We start from the raw sequence: 23,822 nt of genomic DNA on the forward strand, positions 1-23,822 counted from the left end.
GCCGCCGCAAGAAGTGGAGGAGGCGTTCTACGCACAGATGAACACCCTTGAAAAAGCCGCGTAGGTTTTGAACAAAGAAGCCTCTCGGAAACCCGGGGCGGTTCATCTTCTCGTGTTTCTGCGTGAGCAGGCTCGTCCATCATGTCCTCCTTCGGGCTTGCGAAAAACATGAAGGGTGATATCTGCTCTTTCCAAGAGCAAATATATTGCAAAATGCAAGAACAATAACGAGGGCAACATGAACTTGGGGTGGATCGAAGCTTCCCTTAGATACGCGGGGCGTTTCAGCGTGCGGGAGAAAGTCCCGTATCAGGAGATGTTTGGGGTCTCCGAGGCGACTGTGTCTCGGCACCAGGCTCGGGCCGCCGAGATCATCGGGAACATTTGCGGCGAAGACGTGTTCGAAAGAACTCCCAAGGGGCGCCTTGTAAGGGGGCACCTTCTGCTCAAGAACGACGTCGCTCTGCCAAAGGCCGATATATTCGACAGGGTCCCGTCCATGGAGCGCTGGCTCGAGGATGCCCTGGGCGAGCGCCATTTCGGGAGTTTCGAGATATCCCGTGCAACCCCGGACCCGCATGTTCTGCGAGTGCTGATCCGGGCGATCCAGGACCAGCACGTCGTGACGCTCCAGTACCAGTCGCGATCGGGGGAAAGCGAAAGGCCCCTTTCTCCTTACGTTCTTGTCAGGGTCGCGGGCCGACTGCATCTGCGCGGATACGATCACGCGAAAAACGATATGCGAGATTTCGTCCTGACCCGTATTCTTCGTGTACGACCAAGTCACGACGCGGAGGATCTGTTCGTTCCCCAAGAGAATGACAGGGAATGGCAAAGACGGGTCAGAGTGATCATTCGTGACAAGCGCGACGATCAGGGGCGGGTGCGCCCAGGAGTTCAACGCGACTACAGTCTGGACGAGAGCGGGACCCGTGTAGTCCAAGTTAGGGAAGCCGTAGCCCCCTATCTCGTCGACGACAGAGAAGACGGGTTCGAGTCACCGGTAGTGATCAGCAAGGAGCATTCCGAAACGGGATGATCGTGAAAGCCCTTTGTCCGCGTGTCCGGCGGGGAGGATGTTCTGCGACAACCTTGATGTCCGGTTGGCGACAACCATCGTGACCGGTCGCGGGAGTTTCGCCGGCAGGCCGTCCGACCGCGCGCACCCTAACGCGCGGTCGGACGGCCGGGCCTCTGGCGCGGCTGGAGACGTGTAGCGGGAAGCTGCCGTTGGCTGATCAGCCCCACCTGAGTGGTCCGGTTTGATTGTTAGTGCATGACCGGCCTGGGGTCCATCGGGACGATGGCTTCAGGGGCGGGAGGGCGGTAGCCCAATGCACTGTGTGGTCGCTTTGTGTTGTAGTGTTTCCTCCAGTGTTCGATCAGGATCTGCGCCTCACGCAGGCTGTAGAAGACCTCCCCGTTTAGGAGCTCATCGCGAAACCTGGCATTGAAGCTCTCGCAGTACCCGTTCTCCCAGGGTGATCCAGGCTCGATGTAAGCTGTCTTGGCGCCGACCGCGGCAATCCAGTCCTGAACTGCCTGCGCCACGAACTCCGGGCCGTAGCACGTCGGGAAGTAGCGCTGCCGACAGGTTATGGCCACGCGCGCAGCCTCCAACATAGCGCAGCGTGTGGCCATAACCGGGTCTCAGGTCTCAACCGTGGTTTTGCTGAACCACACCGCTGAGGAGACCAGCTATGACCGCCACCCATTCTATCGCGCCGACCTTGCTGGTCGCTATCGACATTTCCAAGCATCGCCATGAAGTGCTGATTGGTGTTCCCGGCAAAAAGCGCCGCCGCCGTTTGACGATCACGAACACCTTGGAGGACTTTCGGCGCCTGTCCGCAGCCCTCGCCAGTTACGATCTGCCGGTGCGGATCGGGTTTGAGGCAACCGGCAACTACCACAGACCTCTGGCGCACCATCTCGGCCGGGCCGGGTTCGACCTGAAGCTTGTTTCCTCCGTTGGTCTGGCTCGCACGCGCGAGGCCCTGCACAACAGCTGGGACAAGAACGACCCGAAGGACGCCCAAGTCATCCTGCACATGCTGGAGATCGGCGCCGTGCAGTTCTTTCATGACCCACTGGTCGTCGGGACCGCCGACATCCAGGAGCTATCGAAGACCCACGAGATCGTTTCACGCTCGAAGACCGAGCTCTGGCACCGCATCCTGACCCACTACCTGCCGCTGTATTTCCCCGAGGCCGCACGATTTCACCGGAGCGCGCGGACGGATTGGTTTCTGGCATTTCTGGAGAAGTATCCATCGCCACACATGATCTCGGCCATGAGCCGGGATGCTTTCATCGCTGATGTCTGGGACATCGTTGGGCGGAAAGTGTCCAAAAAGCTTTTACTTTCAGATATTTACGCAACAGCCGTTGGTTCGGTTGGACTTCCAGTCTGCCCGGACTCCGACGCGGTCCGCATGTTCCGCCTCGTGCTCGCCGAGGGTCGAAGCCTTGTCCGCCAGCGCGATGAGATCGAAGCGCGGGCCGTCGAGTTGCTGTCCGACCTGCCCGACTATCAGCTGCTGACGACCATTCCCGGCATCGGCCCGATCAATGCGATGACCATCCTGGCCGAGGCCGGCGACCTGCGCCGGTTCCGGCATCACCGGCAGTTTTTGAAGTTTTGCGGCATGGATCTCTCGACCGTGCAGTCCGGCATGTTCCGCGGCCAGAGCCGTATTTCGAAGTATGGCAATGCTCGGCTCCGGCGCACGCTCTGGATGGCCGGCCAGACCGCCGTCCTCAAGCGAACAAACAGCTTCCGAGACAAGTTCGAACGCTACATCTCGAAAGACCGGCATAATGCCCATCTGCGCCGCAAGGCTTACACCGCGATCGCGGCCAAGATGGCGCGCACCGTACACGCCGTGGTCAATCACGGCGAACCCTATCGCCCCTTCTTCGAGGGGGTGAGCCCAGGCGGAAGGACTCCTCTCTGACGAGCCGTGGAGGCAGCTTGTTCGCCATCGGTCTCGAACGCATGGCGACGCGATGGCTCACCCTCGTAGATAATGTTCGGGCCTTCTGCTTGGGATTTGGGATCTCGTATTAAGGACGGTGAGGGCCGCCAGAGCGCGTACCCTGTGTTTGCTATGGAAGAGATCATTTCTTGACGGCAGAGCCCGTCTGGGCAACCTTAACAGGGCATCCGGAGCACCAGATGCCCCAAGACCTGCTGACCTAAGCGGCCAGATTTTCCCGACATAGGCCGTTGTCTGACCGGATGTAAGCCGGCACGCCCCGCATGATGAACAGGTCACTCAGGGCGTCGATCACGTCACCTGAGCTCAGCTTGCGCTTCACCCTGATCGCCAGGCACTCTCGGCTGTGCTCGTCCAGGATGTTGAGCGTCCTGAAGACCTTTCCGTCGTCGGTCCGGCAATGCACGAAGTCATAGCTCCAGACGTGGTTCCGATACTCTGGCCGAAGCTGGACGCAGGATCCATAGTTCAGCCAGAGCCGTCCCTTCTTCGGTTGCTTCATCGGCACCTTCAGCCCCTCTCGCCGCCAGAGGCGCTCGACGCGCTTGTCGTTCACCTCCCAGCCCGCATCTCTAAGCAGAGCCGTGATCCGACGATAGCCGTAGCGACCAAACTGACGCGCCAGCTCGATCATGTCGGCAACCAGGCGCTCCTCATCGGCACGACCTTGGGGCATCTTCCTCTGCGTGGAACGGTGCTGGCCCAGGACACGACAAGCCCGACGCTCAGAGATTGTGAACGTGCTGCGCACATGACCGATGCAGGCCCGGCGACGAGCCGGGCTCAGAAGTTTCCCCGTGCGGCCTCCTTCAGGATGAGCTTGTCCAACGTCAGGTCTGACACAGCTTTCCTCAGCCGTTCGTTCTCTTTCTGGAGACGCTTCAGCTCCCTGAGTTGGTCGGTTCCCATACCGCCATACTGCTTGCGCCAGCGATAATAGGTCTGCTCGGTAATGCGAACCTCGCGGATCGCATCCACCCGCGCCATGCCTTGCCCGACAAGCACCTCAACCTGCCGCAGCTTCGTGACAATTTCCTCGGGCTTGTGTCGTTTCGTAGCCATTCTGATCCTCCGTTTTCCAAAACATAACGGCGGACCACTTCATTGGGGGGATCACCTGGAGATTACGCCGCCCTCCAATTTTCCACCAACCCCACGACAGGACCTTACGCCAAACGTTGGGACACTGCCGCGGCACGCCGCCGCTGCGTTAGGCCGCCTCACCGCCCCGGAAGCCAGAGCGCGAGCTGCGGGAACACCACGAGAAGCGCGACCAGAATGAGCGAGCACAGGATGAACGGCATCGCCGAAAGGTAGATGTCGCGCATCGTCGTGCCCGGGGGCGCGACGCCCTTCATCACGAACAGCAGCAGCCCGAAAGGCGGCGTGCTGAAGCTGATTTCCAGCCCGAGCAGCATGATCAGCGCAAACCAGATCGCATCGAAGCCGAGACTCTCGGCCAACGGGAAAAAGATCGGCACGGTCAGCAGCATGATCGAGATCTGCTCCATGAACATCCCGAGGATGAGCAGCACCCCGAACATGGCCAGCAGCATCGCAACAGGCGCCAGGTCAAAGCCGGTCGCCCAGCCGATCAGCCCGTGCGAGGCCCCCGAGAACGCCAGAAGTTGGCTGAAGGTCGCCGAGCCGAAGACGATCAGGTAGGCCATTAACGTGACCTTGAGCGCACCCTCGACGGATTTGCGGATCACCTCCCACGACAGGCAGCGGTAGATCACGCCGAGGATGAGGACGCCGAGCGCCCCGAAGGCCGCCGCCTCCGACGGGGTGGTGATGCCCCAGAGCATCATCGCCACGACGACGACCATGATGCCGCTCATCGGGACCACGTCGCGCAGGAGCAAGCCGGCCTTCGCCGCCAGGGAGGTTGCCTCGACGTCATAGGCAGGCGCCGCGTCCGCGTCGAGACGGGTTTGCAGGAAGATCAGAGCGATATAGAGCGCGGCCAGCACCAGCCCCGGGATCACGCCCGCGATGAGCAGCGCGCCCACGTCGATCTTGGCCAGCGTCGCAAGCAGAACCGCCAGCGCCGAGGGCGGGATGATGATCGCAAGTCCCCCGGTGCCGAGGATCGGCCCGATGGACATCTTGTTATTGTAGCCGCGCCGGTTCATCTCCGGAACCATCAGCGAGCCGAGCAGTGCCGTGGAGCCCATCGACGAGCCCGACAGGGTCGCGAAACCGGTGCCCCCAAGAACGGTCACGTAGGACAGCCGCCCCGGCAACCGCCCCAGCAGCCGGTCGATCGCGTTGAACATGCGCGCACCGAGCCCGGTGTGGAAGAACAGCTCCCCCATCAGCAGGAAAAGCGGGATCGGTATCAGGGCGAATTTCGACAGCGCGCCGAAGCCGTTGTCGAGCATCAGCACGACGCCCTGCGCCCCGCCCATGAAAACCCAGGCGCCCAGCACGTTGGCGGCGAGGAAGGCCAGCGCGACAGGCATGCCCAGGGCCATCAGGAAAACGATCGAACCCAGAAGCAGCGAAAGCGCCGAATACCATTCCATCACTCGTGTATCCCCGCCTCGCCTGAATGCATCAACTGGCGCCCGAAGACGAAGCGCGCGAATTCCACCGCCATCATCCCGAACGAGACCGGGAAGGCGATGGTCAAGAGCCATTTCGGCGTGAAATACGCGCGAACGTCATAATCGCTGCGCGCGTAGTTCTGTTGGACGAGGTCCAGGCCTTTCCAGGCCAGAAGCGCGCAGAGCCCGACGCAGGCCAGCGCGACAAGACGGCTGAGCAGACGCTGCGCGGGTCTGGGCAGCATCGCCGTGACAAGTTCCACATGGACATGGCCGCGTTCGCGGACCAGCCACGGCGCACCCAGCATCGTCAGGTAGAAGAGCCCGTATTCCCCGGACAGGAACAGCCACGCGAAGGGCTGCAGACCCAGGTTGCGCATCGTCACCGATATCAGGATCGACACCATGAGCCAGACCAGAAGCCCCCCCGCCAGGAGAGCCATGCCGGTCAGGATCAGGTCGTAGAGCTGGACCAGCCGCTTCATGCGGGCACCTTTCGATGAGGCGGTCCGGCGGCCCCGCGCGGCGGGGTCGCCGGACCGGCGGGCTTACTGGCCCGGGTCGCGCGACGGGTCGTAGAAATGCTCGATCAGCGCATCGTAATGCTCGAGCCCCATCGGGTGCTTCTCCATCTGGGTGCGCATCCGCTCCCACGTCTTCTCGCGCGCGGCGGCGAGGTAGTTGGAGGCGGCTTCGCCGGTCAGCTCGACCACCTGCATGCCGCCCTCCTCGAGCGCCGCGAACTCCTCGTCGCGCAGCTCGCGCAGCTTTTCGACGCTGCTGCGCTCATGCGCGATCGCGGTTTCCTGCAGGATGCTCTTGGCCTCGTCGCTCAGCTCGTTCCAGCTGTCGAGGTTCACAATCACGCCGAGATCGGTCGAGAAGAAATCGGGCTCGATCCGGTAGTTGACGAAATCGTCCCATTTCAGGTCCATCAGCCCGATCTGGGTCCAGCCGCTGGCATCGACGACGCCGCGCTCGAGACCGGCGTAGACGTCCGTCGTCGGCAGGTCGATCACCTGCGCGCCGAGATACTCGGTGAAAAAGGCGTTGTAGACCGGGTTGCCGCGCAGCTTCCAGCCCGAGACGTCAAGATTACCGTCTGCGTCCAGTTCCGGCTTGTCGACGGTCCAGAGGTTGTAGCTGACGCCCGAGTCGAACCAGCCGAGATAGTAAACCCCCATCTTCTCCTGGTGGATCTCATTGATCAGGTCGATGCCGCCGTTCTGGCGCGCCTCGATCGCGGTGATGTTCGAGGCGACCATCGCGTCTTTCTCCGGCAGCGCGCCCGCGTAGAAGCTGCCCGGCGTGTAGACCATGTCCACCACGCCGTTGCGCACCGCGTCAGGCTGTTGGAACATGCCGATGGCCTCGGGGCCGCCGCGCACCTCGATCCGCACGACACCCTCGCCGGCCGCGTTCACCTTGTCCACGAACTCCAGAAAGCTCTGCGTGTAAACCAGCGTTTCCGGAAAGGCGTGAACCGCCGTCAGGGTTTGCTCCTCGGCGCTCGCCGGCAACGCCAAAAGCGTCGCCCCCGCCAGGAATCCCGATGTAAGGACGTGTCGCATGGTCTGTCTCCTTTTTTTGCGGGCCGCAAGGCCCCTCCCTGTCAAGGGGACTCTCCGCCCCCTGCTTCGCGCGACGCCCGAGCCGGGCGCCTCACCCCGTCGCGCCGCCTGGCCACAACCAGGGGCGCTGCGCCTTCAGCTCGCGCCGGTAGGCGTCGAGCGCCGGCGCGTGGCGCCGTGTCAGGTCGATGTCGTCCCAGCCGTTCACCAGCTTCTCGCGCATCGCGTCGTCGAGCGTGAACGCGTATGATTCGCCGCGTCCGGCCAGCGCCACGCTGCACGCCTCGAGGTCGATCTCCATCCGGGCGGGCGCGCCCGCCAAGGCCTCCAGCAAGGCGTCGGCCACCTCGGGGCCGACGCGCGCCGGCAGCAGGCCGTTATTGACCGCGTTGGCGGCGAAGATGTCGCCGAAGCTCGGCGCGATCACCGCCCGGAACCCGAAATCGGCCAGCGCGTAGACCGCCGCCTCGCGCGAGGAGCCGCCGCCGAAATTGCGCCGCGTCACCAGGATCGAGGCGCCCGCGGCTTCGGGCCGGTTCAGCGGAAAATCCGGGTCGGGCGTGCCGTCGGCGTCGAAACGCAGGTCGTGCAGCAGGAAATCGCCATAGCCGGCGGCCCGCGGCCGCGACATGAACCGCGCGGGGATCAGCTGATCGGTGTCGATTCCCTCGACCGGCAATGCGACGGCCTTGCCCCGGTGATGCGTCCAGCCGGTCATGCGACCTCCCGCCCGGCCAGCAGCGGCCGTGCATCCGTCAGTGTGCCGGTCACCGCCGCGGCCGCCGCCATCACCGGCGACATCAGGTGCGTGCGCGCGCCCGGCCCCTGCCGGCCGCGGAAATTGCGGTTGGTGGTCGAGGCGCAGCGTTCCCCGGGGGCGACGCGGTCACCGTTCATGCCGACGCACATGGAGCAGCCCGAGTCGACCCATTCCAGCCCGGCCGCGCGGAAGATCGCGTCGAGCCCCTCCTCTTCGGCCTGGGCCTTCACCAGGCTGGATCCCGCCGAGACCAGCCCGGGCACCTTCGCGCGGCGCCCCTCGAGCACAGCTGCCGCGCGGCGCAGGTCCTCGATCCGGGCATTGGTGCAGGATCCGATGAAGATCCGGTCGACCGGAATCCCGTCCAGCGGTCGCCCGGGCGCCAGTCCCATGTAGTCAAGCGCGGCCGCGATCTTGCGGGCCCGGGTCGGGTCCGGCGCCCGCGCGGGATCGGGAACCGTGCCGGTGATCGGCAGCGCATCTTCCGGGCTGGTGCCCCAGGTGACGATGGGCGCGACCTCGCTGCCGTCGAGCACCACCTCGCGGTCTGGCTCCGCCGCCGGGTCGCCGGCGAGGCCGGCCCAGTACGCGCAAGCGCGGTCCCAGTCGGCCCCGGCGGGGGCGAAGGGCCGGCCCTTCAGGTAGTCGAGCGTCACCTCGTCGGGCGCGACCAGCCCCATGCGCGCGCCGCCCTCGATAGACAGGTTGCAGAGCGTCATCCGCCCTTCCATCGACAGCCCGCGCACCGCGGCGCCGGCATACTCGACCGCGTGCCCCCGGGCGCCGTCGGCCCCGAGCCGCGCGATCCAGGCCAGCGCGACGTCCTTGGCTCCGACACCGGGGCCGAGCCTGCCCTCGACCCGGATCCGCATGGTGGCGGGCCGGCTCTGCCAGACGGTCTGCGTCGCCAGGACATGGGCCACCTCGGTCGCGCCGATCCCGAAGCCGAGACTGCCGAAGGCGCCGTGCGTCGAGGTGTGGCTGTCGCCGCAAACGACGAGAAGGCCGGGCAGCGTCAGCCCCTCCTCGGGGCCGACGACATGCACGATGCCCTGCCGGCGATCGTGCAGCCCGAAGAGCTGGAACCTGTGAGTGGCGGCGTTCTGCTCCAGCGTCTCGACCATGCGCGCGATGTCGGGATCGGCGATCGGCGTATTACGATCGCGGGTCGGCACGTAGTGATCGGCAACGCCGAAAGTCAGGCCGGGCTCGGCCACCCGGAGCCCGCGCTCGGCCAGTTTGCCGAAGGCGTGGTGAGAGCCCTCGTGCACGAAATGCCGATCGACCCAGAGAAGCTCAGACCGCCCCGCCGCCTCGATCGGGATACGGTGGGCGTCCCAGAGCTTGTCGAAGAGGGTCCGCGGCGCCGCGGTCATCCGGCCTCTCCCTGGCCCGGGTCGGGCATGACCACCGGCGTCCAGTGCCGCCCGTCGCCCGCCCCCACGCGGTCGAGTTCCATCTCCAGGCGGAACCGGTCGGGCCTGTAGAGGGCGTGCAGATGCTCCACCCCGCGGCCGGAGGCATCGCGCACCACCCGGGTCAGCGAGATCAGCGGTGCGCCAACCTGGACCTCCAGCGCGTCGGCGACCTGCGGCGCGGCCAGCGTTGCGCTGACCTGCTGGCTGGCATGCTCGACCCGGACGCCGCCGCGCTCCATCAGGCGTAGCAGGGGCGTGTTGGCGAGATCTGCCTCAGAATAGCTCTGGGCGATGTCTGCGGGGACGTGGGTTGTCAGGTGCGAGAAGGGCTTGCCCTCGATGAACCGGACGCGCACGGCCCGCTGAACGCGGTCCCCGCTGCCGAGCCTCAGTGCCGCAGCGACCGCCGGGGCCGGCGCACCGTAAGAGAAATCCAGCAGGCGCGCCGTGGTCTTCTGCCCCATTTCCAGGAGCTGCGGCATCAGCGTGGCCAGATCGGCGCTCATGCTGACGCCGTCACCGGGGCGCTTGCAGACGACGGTGCCGCTGCCCACGCGCCGCTCGACCAGGCCCTGTGCCTCCAGCGCCTCGAGGGCGCGGCGGATGGTGACGCGGGACACGCCGTAATCTTCCGCAAGGCGCAATTCGCCCGGCAGAGCCTCGCCCATAGCCGGCACGCCGCGCGCTATTTCGTCCTGCAGAAGCAGGAAGATGCGATGGGCCTTGCTACCCTCGGGCGCCATGCGCGGATCGCGGTCTTTCGGCACGTCTCCCTCCGTCCGATTCTCGGTGAATCGTTAGTCAGGCCGTTCCTCAATGCAAGTTTTTTTGTCTTTCGTGATGCATTTTTTTGTTCTTTTCATGATCATTAAGCTGTCCTATCAATAATACAGGTTTGCAGGGAGGACGCCGATGCCGGTTGTGACCATCGACCTGATCGCGGGCTATGACGCGGAGACGCGGGGCCGGCTGGGGCGGGCCGTGACGGATGCGGTCGCCAGTGTCGTGGCCGCACCCCCCGAGGCCATCACCGTGATGCTGACCGAGCACGCCGGCGAGAATTACATGCGTGGCGGCGCGCATCGGCGTCCGGGCCCGCCCCGCCCGGACCCGGCGGAGCTGATCCGCGGCTTCCTGGGCGCGATGGAGGAGCGCGACCTCGACACCGCGCGGGCGATGCTGGCCACCGGATTCCGCATGACCTTTCCCGGCGATGTGCGCATGTCCCGGCTCGAAGAGCTGATCGAATGGGCACGGCCGCGCTACAAGGCCGTGCAGAAGACCTACGAGCGGTTCGACGCCGCCCAGTCCGGCGCCACGGCCATCGTCTACTGCTTTGGCACATTGTCGGGCACGTGGCTCGACGGCACGGAGTTTTCAGGCATCCGCTTCATCGACCGCTTCGAGATCGAGGCCGGCAAGATCACCCGGCAGGACGTCTGGAACGACATGGGCGAGACGCGGGGCCGGACATGAGTGCCGCCATCGACCCGATCACCCTGGCCGTGCTCGCCGGCCGGATGGAGCAAATCGCCGACGAGATGGACGCGACGCTGTTCCGCGCCGCCTTCAACCCCATCATCGCCGAGGCGCATGACGCCAGTCACGGCCTCTACCACGCCGATACCGGCGAGACGCTCGTGCAGGGCAAGAACGGGCTGCCGATTTTCGTCGGCGTCATGGCCTTCGCGGTGAAAGCAGTGATCGACAAGGCCGCCGAGCAAGGCGGCCCGCAGGACGGCGATGTCTGGATCTTCAACGACGCGCATATAGGCGGCACCCATCTTAGCGATATGCGGCTGGTGCGCCCCTATTTCCGCGACGGCGAACTGTTTTGCTGGCTGGCCTCGGTCGGGCATTGGCATGACGTGGGCGGCGCGGTGCCGGGCAACTACAACCCGTCTGCCACCGAGGTGTTCCAGGAGGCGGTCGTGGTGCCGCCGGTGCGGCTGCTCAAGGGCGGCGACGTGCAGACCGACATCCGCGACATCTTGATGCGCAACACGCGCCTGCCGCTCTCGGCCGAGGGCGACCTGAACGGCCAGCTGGGCGCGCTGGATCTGGGCGTGAAGCGGCTCGACGCGCTGCTTGACGAATACGGCGGCGAAACGGTGGGCGCGGCGCTTTCCACGCTGAGCAACCGGGCCGAGACGCTGCTGCGCGAGGAGGTCGGCCGCCTGCCCGACGGCCGGTGGGAAGCGCAGGATTTCCTCGACAACGACGGCATCTCCGATACGGCGTTGCCGGTCAAAGTGGCGCTCGAGGTGCACGGCGACCGGCTGAAGCTCGATTTCACCGGAACCGCCGGGCAGGCCGCAGGGCCGATCAACATCGCCCGGCCCACGGCGATCGCCTGCGTTTACGTGGCGATCAAGCACATCTTCCCGACCCTGCCCGCCAATGCCGGGGTCATGCGCCCGATCGAGATCGAAATCCCCGAGGACTGCCTGCTTTCCGCCGAATTCCCGGCCCCGACGGGCGGCTATACCGAGACCATCCTGCGGATGATCGACGTCATCTTCTCGGCCGCAGCGCAGGCCGCCCCCGAGCGGGTCGTCGCAAACGCCTACGGCACGATCAACGCGCTTTCCATCGCAGGGCGGCGCTCGGACGGGTCCCGCTGGGTCATGTTCAGCTTCTACGGCGGCGGGCACGGGGCGTCGAATGCCGGCGACGGGCTCAACCACGGCAACGCGCCGATCTCGATGGCAACGATCCCGCCGGTGGAGATCCTCGAGGCCGCCTACCCCGTCGTGTTCCGGGAATGGGCGCTGCGGCCGGACAGCGCCGGTGCGGGCGCCCATCGCGGCGGGCTCGGCGCGATCTACGAGATCGAGGTGCTCGAGGAAAACGGCGCCGAGGCCTTCTTCTTCGGCGAACGGGGCCGGTTCCCCCCGAAGGGCATCGCCGGGGGCGGCGACGGGGCGCTCAACCGGTTCGACTACGAACAGGCCGACGGCTGGCAGCAGCCGCCGCTCGCCTCGAAAATGGTGGGCATCCGGCTGGACAGGGGCCAGCGCGTGCGGCTGCAGACACCGGGCGGCGGCGGCTACGGCCCGGCCGCGGAACGCGATCCGGCGAAAGTGGCCCGCGACGTGCGGCTTGGATACATGACGGCAGACCGGGCGGATCAATGCCACGGCACCGCCTGGCGGGAGATCGAGCAATGACGGCGAAGCGCATGATCGGGGTCGATGTCGGCGGCACCTTCACCGATATCTTCTCGCTCGACCTGCGCAGTGGGGCGGCTTCGGTGGCCAAGGTGCCGACCTCGCGGCCGGACCAGTCCGCCGGTTTCCTGGACGGCATCCGCCACGAGGCCCCGGACATGGGCGAGATCACCACCGTGGTCCACGGCACCACCGCCGGGACCAACGCGCTGCTGGAACGCAAGGGGGCGCGGACCGGGGTCATTACCACGGCGGGGTTCCGGGACGTGCTCGAGATGCGCCGCCGCGACCGGCCGCGCACCTGGGGCCTGCGGGGCGATTTCACCCCCGTCGTGCCCCGCGACCTGCGCCGCGAGGTGCCGGAGCGCACGCGGGCCGACGGCACGGTCGAGACCCCGGTGGACCTCGACGCCGTGCGCAGCGCCGCCGCGGAGTTGCGCGCCGCCGGCTGCGAGGCCGTGGTGGTCCTCTTCGTCAACGCCTTCGCCAACCCGGAAAACGAGGCCGCCGCCGTCACCGTCCTGCGCGCAGCTTGGCACAACGACCACGTTGCCGCCTCGTCCGAGATCCTGCCCGAGATCCGCGAGTTCGAGCGTTTCTCGACCACCGCGTTGAACGGCTACCTTCAGCCCGAGGTGGCCGGCTACCTGGCGCGGCTCGAGACTGCGCTGGTGGAAGGCGGCTTCGGTGGCGAATTCATGATCGTGCAGTCGAACGGCGGCGTGATGTCGGTGGACACCGCGCGCCGCCTGCCGGTGCGCACCGCGCTGTCCGGTCCCGCGGCCGGCGTGATCGCCGCCGGCTACATCGCCGAGAGCGCGGGGTTCTCCAACGTCATCACCGGCGACATGGGCGGCACCAGTTTCGACGTGTCGCTGATCGCCAACGGCGAGAGCGTGCTCAGCCCGCAAACCGCCATCGATTTCGGCCTGGTGATCCGGACGCCGATGATCGAGATCGCGACCATCGGCGCCGGGGGCGGCTCCATCGGGTCGGTGGATGCAGGCGGCCTTCTGCAGATCGGGCCGGAAAGCGCCGGGTCCGATCCGGGGCCGGTAGCCTATGGCCGCGGCAACGATCGCCCGACCGTCACCGATGCCAATATCGTCCTGGGTCGGATCGACGCCGCGTGGCCGCTGGGTGACGGGCTCGGGCAGCTCGACGTCGACGCCGCCCGCGCCGCCATCGAGACCCATGTGGGCCAGCCGCTCGGCCTCTCGGCGATGGACGCCGCCGAGGCGATCATCCGCGTCGCCAACTCGCACATGGCCGGGGCGATCCGGCTGGTTTCCATCGAGCGGGGCTTCGACCCGGAGCGGTTCGTCTTCATGCCCTTCGGCGGGGGCGGAGCGCTCCATGCCGGGGCGATGATCGAGGAAGTGGGACTCGGCCGCGCCCTCGTGCCGCGCTATCCCGGCGTGACCTCGGCCATGGGCTGCGTGATCGCCGACATGCGCCAGGACTTCGTGCAGACCATCGGCGCGCTCGCCGCCGAGATCGACACGTCAGCGCTGGCCGCGCAGATGCAGGATCATCTCGACCAGGGGCATCGCGTGCTCGATGCCGCCGGGACCGAGTTCGCCGCCCGCGAGGTGCGCTTCGAGATGGACATGGCCTATCTCGGCCAGACCCACACGGTGGCCGTACCGCTGGAGGTGCGCGTGACCGAGGGAAGGGTGGCGCCGCTGACGCAGGACGCGCTGAAGACCGCCTTCGAGGCGACCTACCGCGGCATCTACGGGCGCCTGCTGGCCGGCAGCGCTATCCGCGTGCTGAACCTGCGCAGCACGGTGATCGGCAAACGTCCGAAATTCGACCTGTCGAGCTTGGCGCCGGCGGCGGCTGCCTCCGTCGAGACCGCTGCGCGCGGCACCCGCCCGGTCTATGCCGGCGGCGCCTGGCGCGAGGCCGCTGTCTTCGACCGGCTCGCCCTGCCGGTGGGCGCCCAGATCGAGGGTCCGGCGGTGCTGGAACAACCCGACGCCACCATCTTCGTCGAGCCCTGGCTCGCCGCCAGCGTCGACGCCCATGGCAATATCCTGATCGAACGCAAGGAAGGAGCGGCACGATGAGCCATGACGGCCCTATCGACCCGGCCCGCACCGCGGTCCTGACCATCGACCTGCAGAACGATTTCCTCCACCCCGAGGGCGCCTATGGCCGCGCCGGGCAGACCGCGCCGGCCCTGACCGAGCTGCCGGCCCGCGTGGCCCCGGTGATCGAGGCCGTGTGCGCCAGAGGCGGCGCCTTCGTGTCGGCCCAGTTCACTCTGGTGCCGGGGCCGGACGGCGCGCCTCTGATCGCCCCGCACCTGAAGGCCCTGCGCCCCTTCCTCGGCAAGGGGGACTTCGCGCCCGGCGCCTTCGGCCACGCGCTGGTCGATACACTGCAGCCGGCGGACTACACGGTGGAGAAGGTCGCCTACAGCGCCTTCTACCAGACCCGGCTCGAATACATCCTGCGCGCGCTCGACATAGACACGCTGATCGTCGGCGGGATCGTCACCAACGGGGGCGTGGCCACGACGGTGCGCGACGCGCACATGCGGAACTTCCGGACACTGCTGCTCTCGGACGGGTGCGGCGCGTTCAAGCCCGAGGTCCACGACGCCACGCTGACCTCGCTCGGTTCGGTGACCGAGATCCTCACCTGCGCGGCGGCCTGCGCGCGCCCGGAGCTGGGCTGATGGAGGGCGCCACGACCCTGCGCCAGCGTCTCACCGCCCGCGAGATCCTGCTCGCTCCCGGTGTCTATGACGGGCTGACCGCCACCCTGGCCGAGCAGGCCGGCTTCGAGGCGCTGTATCTCTCGGGCGCGGCGGTGGCCTATACGCGGCTCGGGCGGCCGGATATCGGTCTAACCACTATGACCGAGATGACCGATACGCTGGCGCTGATCCGCGACCGCGTCGCGCTGCCGATCATCGTCGATGCCGATACCGGTTTCGGAAACGCGCTGAACGCCGAGCGCACCATGCGCGCCTACGAACGCGCCGGGGCGAACGCGTTGCAGGTCGAGGACCAGAGCTATCCGAAGCGTTGCGGTCACCTCGCCGACAAGTCCCTGATCCCGGCAGCCGAGATGGCCGGCAAGATCCGCGCCATGGTTAAGGCCCGCGCCAGCGACGCGACGCTGATCATCGCCCGCACCGACGCCATCGCCGTCGAGGGCTTCGAGGCGGCGCTCGACCGCGCGGGCGCCTATCTCGACGCGGGGGCCGACGCGCTCTTCATCGAGGCGCCGCGCAACCGCGACCAACTCGAGGAAATCGCGCGCCACTTCGCCGGCCGGACCGCGCTGATGGCCAACATGGTCGAGGGCGGGCTCACCCCGGTCACCTCGGCCGGTGATCTGCAGGCGTTGGGCTTCTCGCTGGTGATCTTCCCGGGCGGGATCGTCCGCGCGCTCGCCCGCACCGCCGAGGATTACTACGCCAGCCTGAAGGCGACCGGCTCCAACCGGGCCTTCGCCGAGAGGATGTTCGACTTCTCGGAGCTGAACGCCCGGATCGGCACGCCGGAAATGCTTGCCCGCGGCCGCAGCTACGACGGCAGCGCGGGGGACTGACATGACCGTCGCCCCGCCCCCGGCCGAAGGGTTCGAGCTCGGCGTCGAGACGCTGATCGTCGGGTCCGGCGCCTGCGGAATGGTCGCGGCGCTGGCCGCCGCGGAGGCTGGGCAGGAGGTTCTCGTCCTCGAACGAGACCCGGTTCCGGCGGGATCGACGGCCCTGTCGGCCGGGCTGATCCCGGCCGCCGGCACCGCGCAGCAGGCCGCGGCCGGGATCGAGGACCGGCCGGCGCTTTTCGCGGCGGATATCCAGCGCAAGGCCAAGGGCGAAGCGGATCCGGGCCTGGTGGCGGCCCTGACCGGGGCCGCGCCGGACACCGTTGCCTGGCTGACCGACGAGCTGGGGTTGCCGCTGACCCTGGTGACGGATTTCGACTATCCGGGCCATTCACGCCGCCGGATGCACGGCCTGCCGGACCGGTCCGGCGCGGCGCTGGTCGACCGGCTGCGACAGCTTTGCGAGGACCGCGGGATCCCCATCGTCTGCGAGCGGCATGTCCACACGCTCTGTGCCGATAGCGACCGTGTCGCGGGCGTCGTGGCCCGGCGCCCCGACGGCACCGACGAGCCCATCGGCTGCGGCCGGCTGATCCTGGCCTGCAATGGCTATGGCGGCAACCCGGTCCGCGTCGCCCGGGAGATGCCCCAGATCGCGGGGGCGCTTTATTTCGGGCATGCCGGCAACCGGGGCGAGGCGCTCGAATGGGCGGAGGCGCTGGGGCTTGAGATCGCGCATCTCGGCGCCTACCAGGGCCACGGCAATGTCGCGCATCCGCATGGCATACTGATCACCTGGGCCGTCATCACCGAGGGCGGCGTCCAGCTCAACGCCGAGGGCCGCCGGTTCTGGGACGAATCGCAGGGCTATTCCGAGGCCGCCAGGGCCGTGCTGGCCCAGCCCGGCGGGACGGCGGTGACCATCTTCGACGAGCGCATCTCCGGCATCGCCGCGCAATTCGCCGATTTCCGCGCCGCCGAGGCGCAGGGGGCGATCCGGCGTGCCGACACTCCCGAAGCGCTGGCCGACGCTTTCGGACTGCCGCCCTCGACGGTGACCGAGACGCTCGCCGCCGCCGAGACCGCACGCGCCGCAGGGGCGCCGGATGCCTACGGGCGCCGCTTCACCGGGGACGAACCGCTGGCGCCCCCCTATTGGGGCGTGCGGGTGACCGGGGCGCTGTTCCACACCCAGGGCGGCATCGCCATCGACGGGCAGGGCCGCGCGCGGCGTCGCGCGGGCGGCGTGATGCCCAACCTCTTCGCCGCCGGCGGCGCGGCCGTGGGTGTTTCGGGCAGCGGCGACTTTGGCTATCTCTCGGGAAACGGCCTGCTGTCAGCGGTGGTCATGGGCCACATCGTCGGCCGCGCAGAGAGCGAATAGCCGCGCATACGCCGGTGGCGCGACGTATGCATGCCGCTGCGGAGAAGCGATATCGCGCGGGCCATTTCAATCCGCTTTGTTCACCGCGTAGGTGTGAGCGCTGAACTGATGCGGTCTTTCGGTTAGGTTCGGGGGCCTTTGGTGGTATTGCGGAGGCGCGCATTAGCAGTGGCGCATTTTCAAAAGCAGTGTCGCCAAACAGTTCACAGCGGCTCCTTGTTTCCGAGCGACAGCCCGGACATTACAGCACCTCGCGGTCTGCGGTACGAGGGGCGGTTCAAGGTGACCTGAGTTCTTCGGAATAATCTTTTTTGCTTCTCCGATCGGGAAGCTGGCCAATCTATCCTCCGAAGACGCAACACAGGAGGCCGAAACACCCTCTCCAGGCAGATCGCCCCCGGAAATCTGACGGTCGTGGCGGCGCAAGCCGTCCTCTCCGGACGCGACCATCGGGCATGACAGCCCCCGGATCCCAGCCTGGAGGTTCACCATGAACTCAATCATTCGCACCCATGTCCTCACGCCTGTTCACGGCGCATTCCTTCTGGAAGCTGCCCTCGATCGCCTGGGCGCCTGGCTCGACACCGAGCTTGGATCCCTCGAGAACCTGCTCGACATTACGGGGCACGCAAAAGCCGCCGGCGATATCGCGGCTCTTCGGGGCTTGCATCTCAACGCTACGTCCACGCCGACTGATGTCCGGCGTCTGCTCGAGGCGGCGCGGTCAAGCCTCGCACGGCTACTGGACCGTGTGCGGACCATCCCTGCGAATGCGGAATTCGGGTGGTGGTTGCCTTCGGATTTCGACGCCTGGGTCTGCTGGTCGGGCGCACGCCTCGAGGATATCATAAAAACGCTTCAGAATGCGCTCGACGAATAACGGTAAGACCGTATGTCCTTCTTTGGCTGGCCTGTGACGGGGTGGTTCGCCCTACACTGGCGGCGTTCAACGAGGGTTGCTCGGACGAGCAGAGCCTCAAGCCAGGAGGGCGAGCCGTGGTCGAAGATAGCGAAGTTTTCATTGGATTGGACGTCTCGAAGGACAGCCATGCGGTTGCTGTCGCGGAGGGCGGGCGCGACGGCGAGGTGCGGTCGCATGGCGAGATCGGGTCGGACGCGGCCAGCGTGCGACGCTTCGTGCGCAAGCTGGACCGTCCGGGCCTGCGCCTGCGTTTCTGCTACGAGGCGGGGCCAACGGGCTATGGACTGAAGCGCCTGATCGACGAGATGGGGCACGAATGCGCGGTGATCGCGCCATCGCTGATCCCGCGGCGCCCCGGCGAGCGGGTGAAGACAAACCTCCGGGATGCGGTCAAGCTGGCGCGCCTGTACCGTGCCGGAGAGCTCACCGAGATCTGGACGTCGGACGAGGCTCACGAGGCGATGCGCGATCTCGTGCGCGCCCGCGAGGCGGCGGTGAAGGATCGGACCCGCAAGCGGCAGGAGATCCGCTCGTTCCTGTTGCGGATCGGCAAGGTCTACCCGGGCAAGAAGGCGTGGGGCACCAAGTACTTCAAATGGCTACACGACCTCAGTCTCGCCTGGCCGGCCCACGTCGCGGTCCTCCATGAGATGATCCTCGCCGAGAGCCAGTGCCGCGAACGTGTCGCCCGGCTCGACCAAGCGATCGAGGACGCGCTGCTCGACTGGCATCTTGCGCCGGAGGTGGACCTGATCGCGGCGGTCACCTTCATGGTCGAGGTCGGCGACGTGCGCCGGTTCGAGACGCCGCGGCAGCTGATGGCCTATCTCGGGCTGGTGCCGTCAGAGCGGTCCACCGGCGACACGGTGCGTCGCGGCGGGATCACGAAGACGGGCAACGCGCGCGTGCGACGGGTGCTGGCCGAGAGCGCCTGGACCTATCGCTACCCTGCAAGGGTGGGCAAGAAGGCGTACTTCGCGACGCGGCATATGCCCGAGGCCGTCCGCGACACGGCCTGGAAGGCGCAGGCCCGCCTCACGAAGCGCTATCGAGCCCTGGTCGCACGGGGCAAACGCAGCACCGTGGCCATTACCGCGGTCGCGCGTGAGCTCGTGGGCTTCATGTGGGCGATCGCGCGGATGCAGCCAGAAGGCTCCTGAGCCGGAAAGGACGCACGTTCATCATCGCGCATAGCGGCGGGGACGCGGCGACGAGAGGGGAACTCCCGTTCGCGCTTTGTGGCCGGCACCGCCGACGCCCGTTGTAAGAGAGGATCAGCCCCGGACGAATTCATGGACATGCGGTTCCGACCCGCGCATCAGAGCTTGTTCACCAACGTCCCGGACCGCGTCCCCACCCCTATGCGCCTCTGACAGACAGTCGGCTTGCACCGCCTGACGGATCGACACGTCCTATCCCCTTGACGAAGGACATCAGAGCGCGACCTGGCCCCCACCTTCCAGCTTGTTTCGGGGCATGCGAGGCCGGTCCTGTCACGAGACAGGGAGTGCGTTTCGCAATGTGTGCTACGACTGCGTTTCTCAGGTCGTTGGAGGTGGAGGTCCATGCGTCCGGTCAACGACGCTGGCCGGAAGCGGTGAAGGCGCGGGTTGTCGCGGAGACGCTTCGGCCTGGTGGAACGGTCAACGCGGTCGCGGCGCGGTATGGTCTCCGGCCCAACCAGTTGTCGGCCTGGCGGCGGATGGCGAAGGACGGCGACTTCGTCCTGCCGGCCGATGAGCGCGACGAGGATGAGGCGGTGTTCGCGCCGCTCGTGGTCTGCGACGCGGATGAGCCTGCGCCCGACGCGGACGGCAGCGCCGCAGGGTGCGATGTCCGGATCGCGGTCGGTGACGTGGCGATCCACCTCGCCGCCGACACCCCCGCGGGGCGCATCGCCGAGATCGTCCGGGCGCTCGGGGCGCGCGCGTGATGCTGCCCTCACACAAGGTCCGCATCCTGGTCGCGACGCAGCCGGTGGACTTCCGCAAGGGGCATGACGGGCTGGCCGCGCTCGTCCAGTCTGCGTTGAAGGAGGATCCGTTCACCGGGACGGTGTTCGTGTTCCGCGCGAAGCGGGCCGACCGGCTGAAGATCCTGTTCTGTGATGGGAGCGGGCTCGTGATGGCGTACAAGCGCCTCGAGGAGACGACCTTCACCTGGCCGGCGGTGCGCGACGGGGTGATGACGCTCGACCGGGCGCAGTTCGAGGCGCTCTTCACCGGGCTGGATTGGCGGCGGGTGAAGGCGCTGGAGGCGCGCCGGCCGGCTGCGGCGGAGTGACTCACCGCGTCGATTTGGCGCGCTTTCCCGGCGCGGTCGCGGTAATCTCGAGCCATGTCGGCCCTGCCGGATATCGACCTGTCGGCCCTTCCCGCGGACCAGCGCGACGCCGTCGCCGAGCTGCTGCGCGAGAACAGCCCCCTCAAGACCGAGACGGCCGACCTTCAGCAGATCGTCAAGCGCCTCGAACACCTGGTCGCCGAACTGAACCACGTCGTGCACGGCAAACGCTCCGAGAAGCTCGACGCCGACGACCGGCAGCTGGCCTTTGAAGATCTCGAAACGGCGGTCGCCGAGGTCGAGGAGCGGCGGGACCAGCAGACCGCGTCCGATGACGCGCCGCGCCGCAAGTCGGCTCCAGCCAAGCGCAACCGCGGCAACCTGCCCGAGGATCTGCCGCGGATCGAGCGGGTCGTCGAGCCCGACAGCCTCGAATGGTCGCCATTGAGAGCACCATTGATGGGGTGGATGGCTCCCGCTCCCGGCATCGCGATGTGCCAATATGGGGGACATCGTAAAGTCCCTGACGAGAGGAGCCATCCATGGAACAGCCTACCACCACCGGCATCGATCTGGCCAAGACTGTCTTTCAGGTTCACGGGGTGAACCAGACCGGCGAGGCGATCCTGAAGCGCAAGCTTCGCCGCAACCAGGTCTTGGACTTCTTCGCGAGGCTCGAGCCGTGCCTCGTCGGGATGGAAGCCTGCGCGGGAGCTCACTTCTGGGCGCGCGAGTTACAGGCGCTCGGGCACGACGTTCGCATCATGCCGCCCTCCTACGTGAAGCCGTATGTGAAACGCGGAAAGACAGACGCGGCTGATGCCGAGGCGATCTGCGAAGCCGTCACGCGACCCACGATGCGGTTCGTGCCGGTGAAGTCGGCGGAGCGGCAGGTGGCATTGCTGAACCACAAGACGCGGGATTTCCTCGTCCGCCAGCGCACCCAGCTCGTGAACACGATCCGGGCGCATCTGTCGGAGTTCGGCATCGTGGTGGCCAAGGGCATCCATAACGTCGACCGGCTGCTCGAGGCTTCGAGCGAGCTCCCGGACGCGGCGCGGCCGGCCATCGACATGCTCGCGGACCAGCTGCGCGAAACGCAGGAAAAGATCGATGACCTGACCGCACGGATCGAGGCCGCCCAGAAGACCGACCCGCTCGCCCGGCGCCTGGCGACGATCCCGGGCCTTAGCGCCATCACCGCAAGCGCGATCGCGGCCACGACGCCGGAGGTCGGCAACTTCCGCACGGCCCGCGACTACGCCGCCTGGCTCGGGCTCACGCCGCAACCGCATTCGAGCGGCGGCAAAGAGCGGTTGGGCCGGATCTCCAAGGCCGGCAACCGATACCTTCGGCGGCTGCTCTATCTCGGTGCCATGGCGCAGATCAGCGCGCGGCGGGCCGGCCGACCGGGTGACGACTGGCTCTGGCGCATGCTGAAGAAAAAGCCGGTGAAGGTCGTCGCGGTCGCGCTGGCCAACCGCATGGCGCGCGTCGTCTGGGCGCTGATCCGAAGCGGCGAGAGTTACCGGGCCACCGCGGCCTGACAGGACACGCCGGCCGCTCCCGGCCGGCGACGAGACGGTGAGGCGCAGCGTGAGGTGATGGCAAACGGACGGCGACACGGCAATCGGGACACCCAGTTCGGACCGGAGCACTTTGAGGTGCGCGCCATTGATTTGGACCCGAGCGCCGGCGGACTTCGCTGCTTCGCGCGGCCCTTCGGGTCATCAGGGCGCGCAGCCATCGTGCTGCAGATCAGACGCCGTATACATGGCCGCGACCGACCAACTGCCGGACCCGAACAAAACCCTTGCCCCGCGGGAGCCATCCATGTGTGGATACGCCCGGTTTTGCAAGGATATCTTCTTCGGTTCGGAGCCGGGATCGAGTTCATCCATGTGTCAGGCCTTGCTTTGGCGGCATCGTGGCGCCGCTGGCCGGTATGGTCGTACGAGGAGCGGGTCCAAATCATACACCTGATCTCGGGTGATCGATGGACGGCACTGGGTCTCCCGCTCCCGACCTTCTCGGATCCTTTCCCCTTACCTTCGAAGACTTCCCCGCTCTCCGGACGTCCTGCCTGACGCGTCGATCAGGTGGCAGGCGCCCGGAATTCTTCGCCTCGTGTCGCCATCGCCCAGAGCGCCCGGGCCATCCGGTTGGCCAGCGCGATGGCCACCAGCATCTTCGGTTTCCGCGCGAGCATCCGTTCGAGCCAGGAGCCTGGCGCCGCGCCGCGCCGGGCCGCCACGCAGATCACCGACATCGCGCCACTGATCAGGAGACGGCGTATATCACGTTGCCCCATCTTCGACACACGTCCCAGGCGTGGTTTGCCGCCGGTAGAATGCTGCCGCGGCACGAGACCGAGCCATGCCGAGAAGTCCCGGCCGGACCTGAACGCGCGCAGGTCCGGCGCGAAGCTCTCGATGGCGACGGCCGTGATGGGCCCGACACCGGGCATGGTCTGCAAACGCGCCAGATCCGCGCTCGCGCGGGCCAGGTCGCGCAGGCGCGCCTCCAGGTCGTCGATCCGGGACGTCAGCGCCTCGATCTGCTCGAGATAAAGCCGTGCCATCTCCCGAACCAGATCCGGGAGCGGCGCGCTGTCGTCCTCGACGATATCAGCCAGGCGCTTGACGTTCACGGCGCCGGCCGGCACGACGACGCCATGTTCGGCGAGATGCGCGCGCAGCGCATTGATGGTCTGCGTCCGCTGACGGACCAGCATGTCACGGGTCCGGAAAACCATCGCCCGCTCCTGTTGGGCCTCGGTCTTGACCGCGACGAAGCGCATCGTTGGCCGCATCGCCGCCTCGGCGATGGCCTCGGCGTCCGCCGTGTCGTTCTTTTGCCGTTTCACGAAAGGCTTGACGTAGACCGGCGGAACGAGGCGAACCCGATGCCCCATCGCCTCGAACTGCCGCGCCCACCAGTGGGCGGTTGCACAGGCTTCCATGGCGATGCAGCAGGTCGGCTGAGACCCCACGAAGTCCAGCAAACGCGACCGACTCAGCGTCTTGCGGAACACCACCGCCCCGCTCTCGCTCGCGCCATGAAGGTGAAATACGTTCTTCGCCAGATCGATGGCGATGATGGATGCCGTTTCCATGGTCTACCTCCTCTGCCGTCTGCCCCGACAGTATCGACGAGACCCGGCGGTTGCGGGAGGGCGTATCCACACCATCATACATGG

At 66.9% G+C, this 23,822-nt stretch carries 21 protein-coding genes and 2 pseudogenes; 14 read left to right on the top strand and 9 right to left on the bottom strand.

Features of this window, described 5'->3' with window-relative positions:
* Positions 1–175 precede the first annotated feature (175 nt).
* Positions 176–1,039, top strand: a complete 864-nt coding sequence (locus CEF10_RS15820; RefSeq protein WP_157933050.1) for a helix-turn-helix transcriptional regulator — start codon at positions 176–178, stop codon at positions 1,037–1,039.
* A gap of 230 nt (positions 1,040–1,269) precedes the next feature.
* Here CEF10_RS15820 and CEF10_RS15825 read toward each other — a convergent pair.
* Positions 1,270–1,563: pseudogene (locus CEF10_RS15825) on the bottom strand (integrase core domain-containing protein); the annotation flags it as partial.
* A gap of 137 nt (positions 1,564–1,700) precedes the next feature.
* On the opposite strand from CEF10_RS15825, the gene CEF10_RS15830 reads away from it, so the two are divergent.
* Entirely contained in the window at positions 1,701–2,957 is a 1,257-nt protein-coding gene (locus CEF10_RS15830) for an IS110 family RNA-guided transposase (protein WP_101069149.1), read from the top strand.
* A 268-nt stretch (positions 2,958–3,225) separates the two neighbouring features.
* Here the strand turns inward: CEF10_RS15830 and CEF10_RS15835 are convergent.
* From CEF10_RS15835 to CEF10_RS15865, 7 genes and pseudogenes are all read right to left on the bottom strand, one after another.
* A pseudogene (locus CEF10_RS15835) lies at positions 3,226–4,061 on the bottom strand (IS3 family transposase); the annotation flags it as partial.
* A gap of 158 nt (positions 4,062–4,219) precedes the next feature.
* Entirely contained in the window at positions 4,220–5,527 is a 1,308-nt protein-coding gene (locus tag CEF10_RS15840) for a TRAP transporter large permease (protein ID WP_101069150.1), read from the bottom strand.
* Positions 5,527–6,033: a TRAP transporter small permease gene (locus tag CEF10_RS15845; RefSeq protein WP_101069151.1), complete on the bottom strand. Its 507-nt coding sequence runs from the start codon at positions 6,031–6,033 to the stop codon at positions 5,527–5,529. The genes CEF10_RS15840 and CEF10_RS15845 overlap by 1 nt, the downstream gene beginning before the upstream one ends.
* 63 nt (positions 6,034–6,096) lie before the next feature.
* Positions 6,097–7,119, bottom strand: a complete 1,023-nt coding sequence (gene dctP, locus CEF10_RS15850; RefSeq protein ID WP_101069152.1) for a TRAP transporter substrate-binding protein DctP — start codon at positions 7,117–7,119, stop codon at positions 6,097–6,099.
* A 91-nt stretch (positions 7,120–7,210) separates the two neighbouring features.
* Positions 7,211–7,837: a 3-isopropylmalate dehydratase small subunit gene (leuD, locus tag CEF10_RS15855; RefSeq protein ID WP_101069153.1), complete on the bottom strand. Its 627-nt coding sequence runs from the start codon at positions 7,835–7,837 to the stop codon at positions 7,211–7,213.
* A complete protein-coding gene (leuC, locus tag CEF10_RS15860; RefSeq protein WP_101069154.1) occupies positions 7,834–9,255 on the bottom strand; it encodes a 3-isopropylmalate dehydratase large subunit in 1,422 nt (473 codons plus the stop codon). The genes leuD and leuC overlap by 4 nt, the downstream gene beginning before the upstream one ends.
* The gene (locus CEF10_RS15865; RefSeq protein WP_101069155.1) at positions 9,252–10,040 is read right to left on the bottom strand and encodes a GntR family transcriptional regulator; all 789 of its coding nucleotides are present in this window, start codon (positions 10,038–10,040) and stop codon (positions 9,252–9,254) included. Before CEF10_RS15865 ends, leuC begins: the two co-directional genes overlap by 4 nt.
* Before the next feature lie 169 nt (positions 10,041–10,209).
* On the opposite strand from CEF10_RS15865, the gene CEF10_RS15870 reads away from it, so the two are divergent.
* The 12 genes from CEF10_RS15870 (at position 10,210) to CEF10_RS15925 (ending at position 22,170) form a co-directional block, all read left to right on the top strand.
* A complete protein-coding gene (locus CEF10_RS15870) occupies positions 10,210–10,773 on the top strand; it encodes a tautomerase family protein (protein WP_101069156.1) in 564 nt (187 codons plus the stop codon).
* A complete protein-coding gene (locus CEF10_RS15875) occupies positions 10,770–12,467 on the top strand; it encodes a hydantoinase B/oxoprolinase family protein (protein ID WP_101069157.1) in 1,698 nt (565 codons plus the stop codon). The genes CEF10_RS15870 and CEF10_RS15875 overlap by 4 nt, the downstream gene beginning before the upstream one ends.
* Positions 12,464–14,539: a hydantoinase/oxoprolinase family protein gene (locus CEF10_RS15880; protein WP_101069158.1), complete on the top strand. Its 2,076-nt coding sequence runs from the start codon at positions 12,464–12,466 to the stop codon at positions 14,537–14,539. Before CEF10_RS15875 ends, CEF10_RS15880 begins: the two co-directional genes overlap by 4 nt.
* A complete protein-coding gene (locus tag CEF10_RS15885) occupies positions 14,536–15,153 on the top strand; it encodes a cysteine hydrolase family protein (RefSeq protein WP_198586219.1) in 618 nt (205 codons plus the stop codon). Before CEF10_RS15880 ends, CEF10_RS15885 begins: the two co-directional genes overlap by 4 nt.
* Complete coding sequence (locus CEF10_RS15890) at positions 15,153–16,034, top strand: isocitrate lyase/PEP mutase family protein (RefSeq protein WP_101069159.1); 882 nt, start codon at positions 15,153–15,155, stop codon at positions 16,032–16,034. Before CEF10_RS15885 ends, CEF10_RS15890 begins: the two co-directional genes overlap by 1 nt.
* A 1-nt stretch (position 16,035) precedes the next feature.
* Entirely contained in the window at positions 16,036–17,418 is a 1,383-nt protein-coding gene (locus tag CEF10_RS15895) for an FAD-dependent oxidoreductase (RefSeq protein WP_101069160.1), read from the top strand.
* Positions 17,419–17,908: 490 nt separating this feature from the next.
* Positions 17,909–18,298: a hypothetical protein gene (locus CEF10_RS15900; protein ID WP_101069161.1), complete on the top strand. Its 390-nt coding sequence runs from the start codon at positions 17,909–17,911 to the stop codon at positions 18,296–18,298.
* 116 nt (positions 18,299–18,414) lie between these two features.
* Positions 18,415–19,500 (top strand): IS110 family RNA-guided transposase, encoded by a 1,086-nt coding sequence (locus CEF10_RS15905; protein WP_101069162.1) that lies wholly within the window; start codon positions 18,415–18,417, stop codon positions 19,498–19,500.
* A gap of 395 nt (positions 19,501–19,895) precedes the next feature.
* The gene (tnpA, locus tag CEF10_RS15910) at positions 19,896–20,273 is read left to right on the top strand and encodes an IS66-like element accessory protein TnpA (protein ID WP_232796545.1); all 378 of its coding nucleotides are present in this window, start codon (positions 19,896–19,898) and stop codon (positions 20,271–20,273) included.
* Positions 20,273–20,623, top strand: coding sequence for an IS66 family insertion sequence element accessory protein TnpB (gene tnpB / locus CEF10_RS15915; protein WP_101069164.1), 351 nt, complete (start codon positions 20,273–20,275; stop codon positions 20,621–20,623). Before tnpA ends, tnpB begins: the two co-directional genes overlap by 1 nt.
* Positions 20,624–20,677: 54 nt before the next feature.
* Positions 20,678–21,229, top strand: coding sequence for a transposase (locus tag CEF10_RS15920; protein WP_232796544.1), 552 nt, complete (start codon positions 20,678–20,680; stop codon positions 21,227–21,229).
* Positions 21,166–22,170, top strand: coding sequence for an IS110 family RNA-guided transposase (locus CEF10_RS15925; RefSeq protein ID WP_101069165.1), 1,005 nt, complete (start codon positions 21,166–21,168; stop codon positions 22,168–22,170). The genes CEF10_RS15920 and CEF10_RS15925 overlap by 64 nt, the downstream gene beginning before the upstream one ends.
* 548 nt (positions 22,171–22,718) lie before the next feature.
* Here CEF10_RS15925 and CEF10_RS15930 read toward each other — a convergent pair.
* The gene (locus tag CEF10_RS15930; RefSeq protein WP_101069166.1) at positions 22,719–23,738 is read right to left on the bottom strand and encodes an IS110 family RNA-guided transposase; all 1,020 of its coding nucleotides are present in this window, start codon (positions 23,736–23,738) and stop codon (positions 22,719–22,721) included.
* Positions 23,739–23,822: the final 84 nt, after the last annotated feature.

Source organism: Roseovarius salinarum (genome assembly GCF_002834145.1).
Classification (GTDB): Bacteria; Pseudomonadota; Alphaproteobacteria; order Rhodobacterales; family Rhodobacteraceae; genus Roseovarius; species Roseovarius salinarum.

Coding starts and splice junctions, on each gene's coding strand:
- CEF10_RS15880 (WP_101069158.1), top strand. CDS start 12,464: ATGACGGCGAAGCGCATGATCGGGGTCGATGTCGGCGGCACCTTCACC.
- CEF10_RS15865 (WP_101069155.1), bottom strand. CDS start 10,040: ATGGCGCCCGAGGGTAGCAAGGCCCATCGCATCTTCCTGCTTCTGCAG.
- leuC (WP_101069154.1), bottom strand. CDS start 9,255: ATGACCGCGGCGCCGCGGACCCTCTTCGACAAGCTCTGGGACGCCCAC.
- CEF10_RS15885 (WP_198586219.1), top strand. CDS start 14,536: ATGAGCCATGACGGCCCTATCGACCCGGCCCGCACCGCGGTCCTGACC.
- CEF10_RS15870 (WP_101069156.1), top strand. CDS start 10,210: ATGCCGGTTGTGACCATCGACCTGATCGCGGGCTATGACGCGGAGACG.
- CEF10_RS15840 (WP_101069150.1), bottom strand. CDS start 5,527: ATGGAATGGTATTCGGCGCTTTCGCTGCTTCTGGGTTCGATCGTTTTC.
- CEF10_RS15920 (WP_232796544.1), top strand. CDS start 20,678: ATGTCGGCCCTGCCGGATATCGACCTGTCGGCCCTTCCCGCGGACCAG.
- CEF10_RS15925 (WP_101069165.1), top strand. CDS start 21,166: ATGGAACAGCCTACCACCACCGGCATCGATCTGGCCAAGACTGTCTTT.
- CEF10_RS15875 (WP_101069157.1), top strand. CDS start 10,770: ATGAGTGCCGCCATCGACCCGATCACCCTGGCCGTGCTCGCCGGCCGG.
- CEF10_RS15930 (WP_101069166.1), bottom strand. CDS start 23,738: ATGGAAACGGCATCCATCATCGCCATCGATCTGGCGAAGAACGTATTT.
- CEF10_RS15845 (WP_101069151.1), bottom strand. CDS start 6,033: ATGAAGCGGCTGGTCCAGCTCTACGACCTGATCCTGACCGGCATGGCT.
- CEF10_RS15890 (WP_101069159.1), top strand. CDS start 15,153: ATGGAGGGCGCCACGACCCTGCGCCAGCGTCTCACCGCCCGCGAGATC.
- CEF10_RS15830 (WP_101069149.1), top strand. CDS start 1,701: ATGACCGCCACCCATTCTATCGCGCCGACCTTGCTGGTCGCTATCGAC.
- CEF10_RS15895 (WP_101069160.1), top strand. CDS start 16,036: ATGACCGTCGCCCCGCCCCCGGCCGAAGGGTTCGAGCTCGGCGTCGAG.
- leuD (WP_101069153.1), bottom strand. CDS start 7,837: ATGACCGGCTGGACGCATCACCGGGGCAAGGCCGTCGCATTGCCGGTC.
- dctP (WP_101069152.1), bottom strand. CDS start 7,119: ATGCGACACGTCCTTACATCGGGATTCCTGGCGGGGGCGACGCTTTTG.
- CEF10_RS15900 (WP_101069161.1), top strand. CDS start 17,909: ATGAACTCAATCATTCGCACCCATGTCCTCACGCCTGTTCACGGCGCA.
- tnpB (WP_101069164.1), top strand. CDS start 20,273: ATGCTGCCCTCACACAAGGTCCGCATCCTGGTCGCGACGCAGCCGGTG.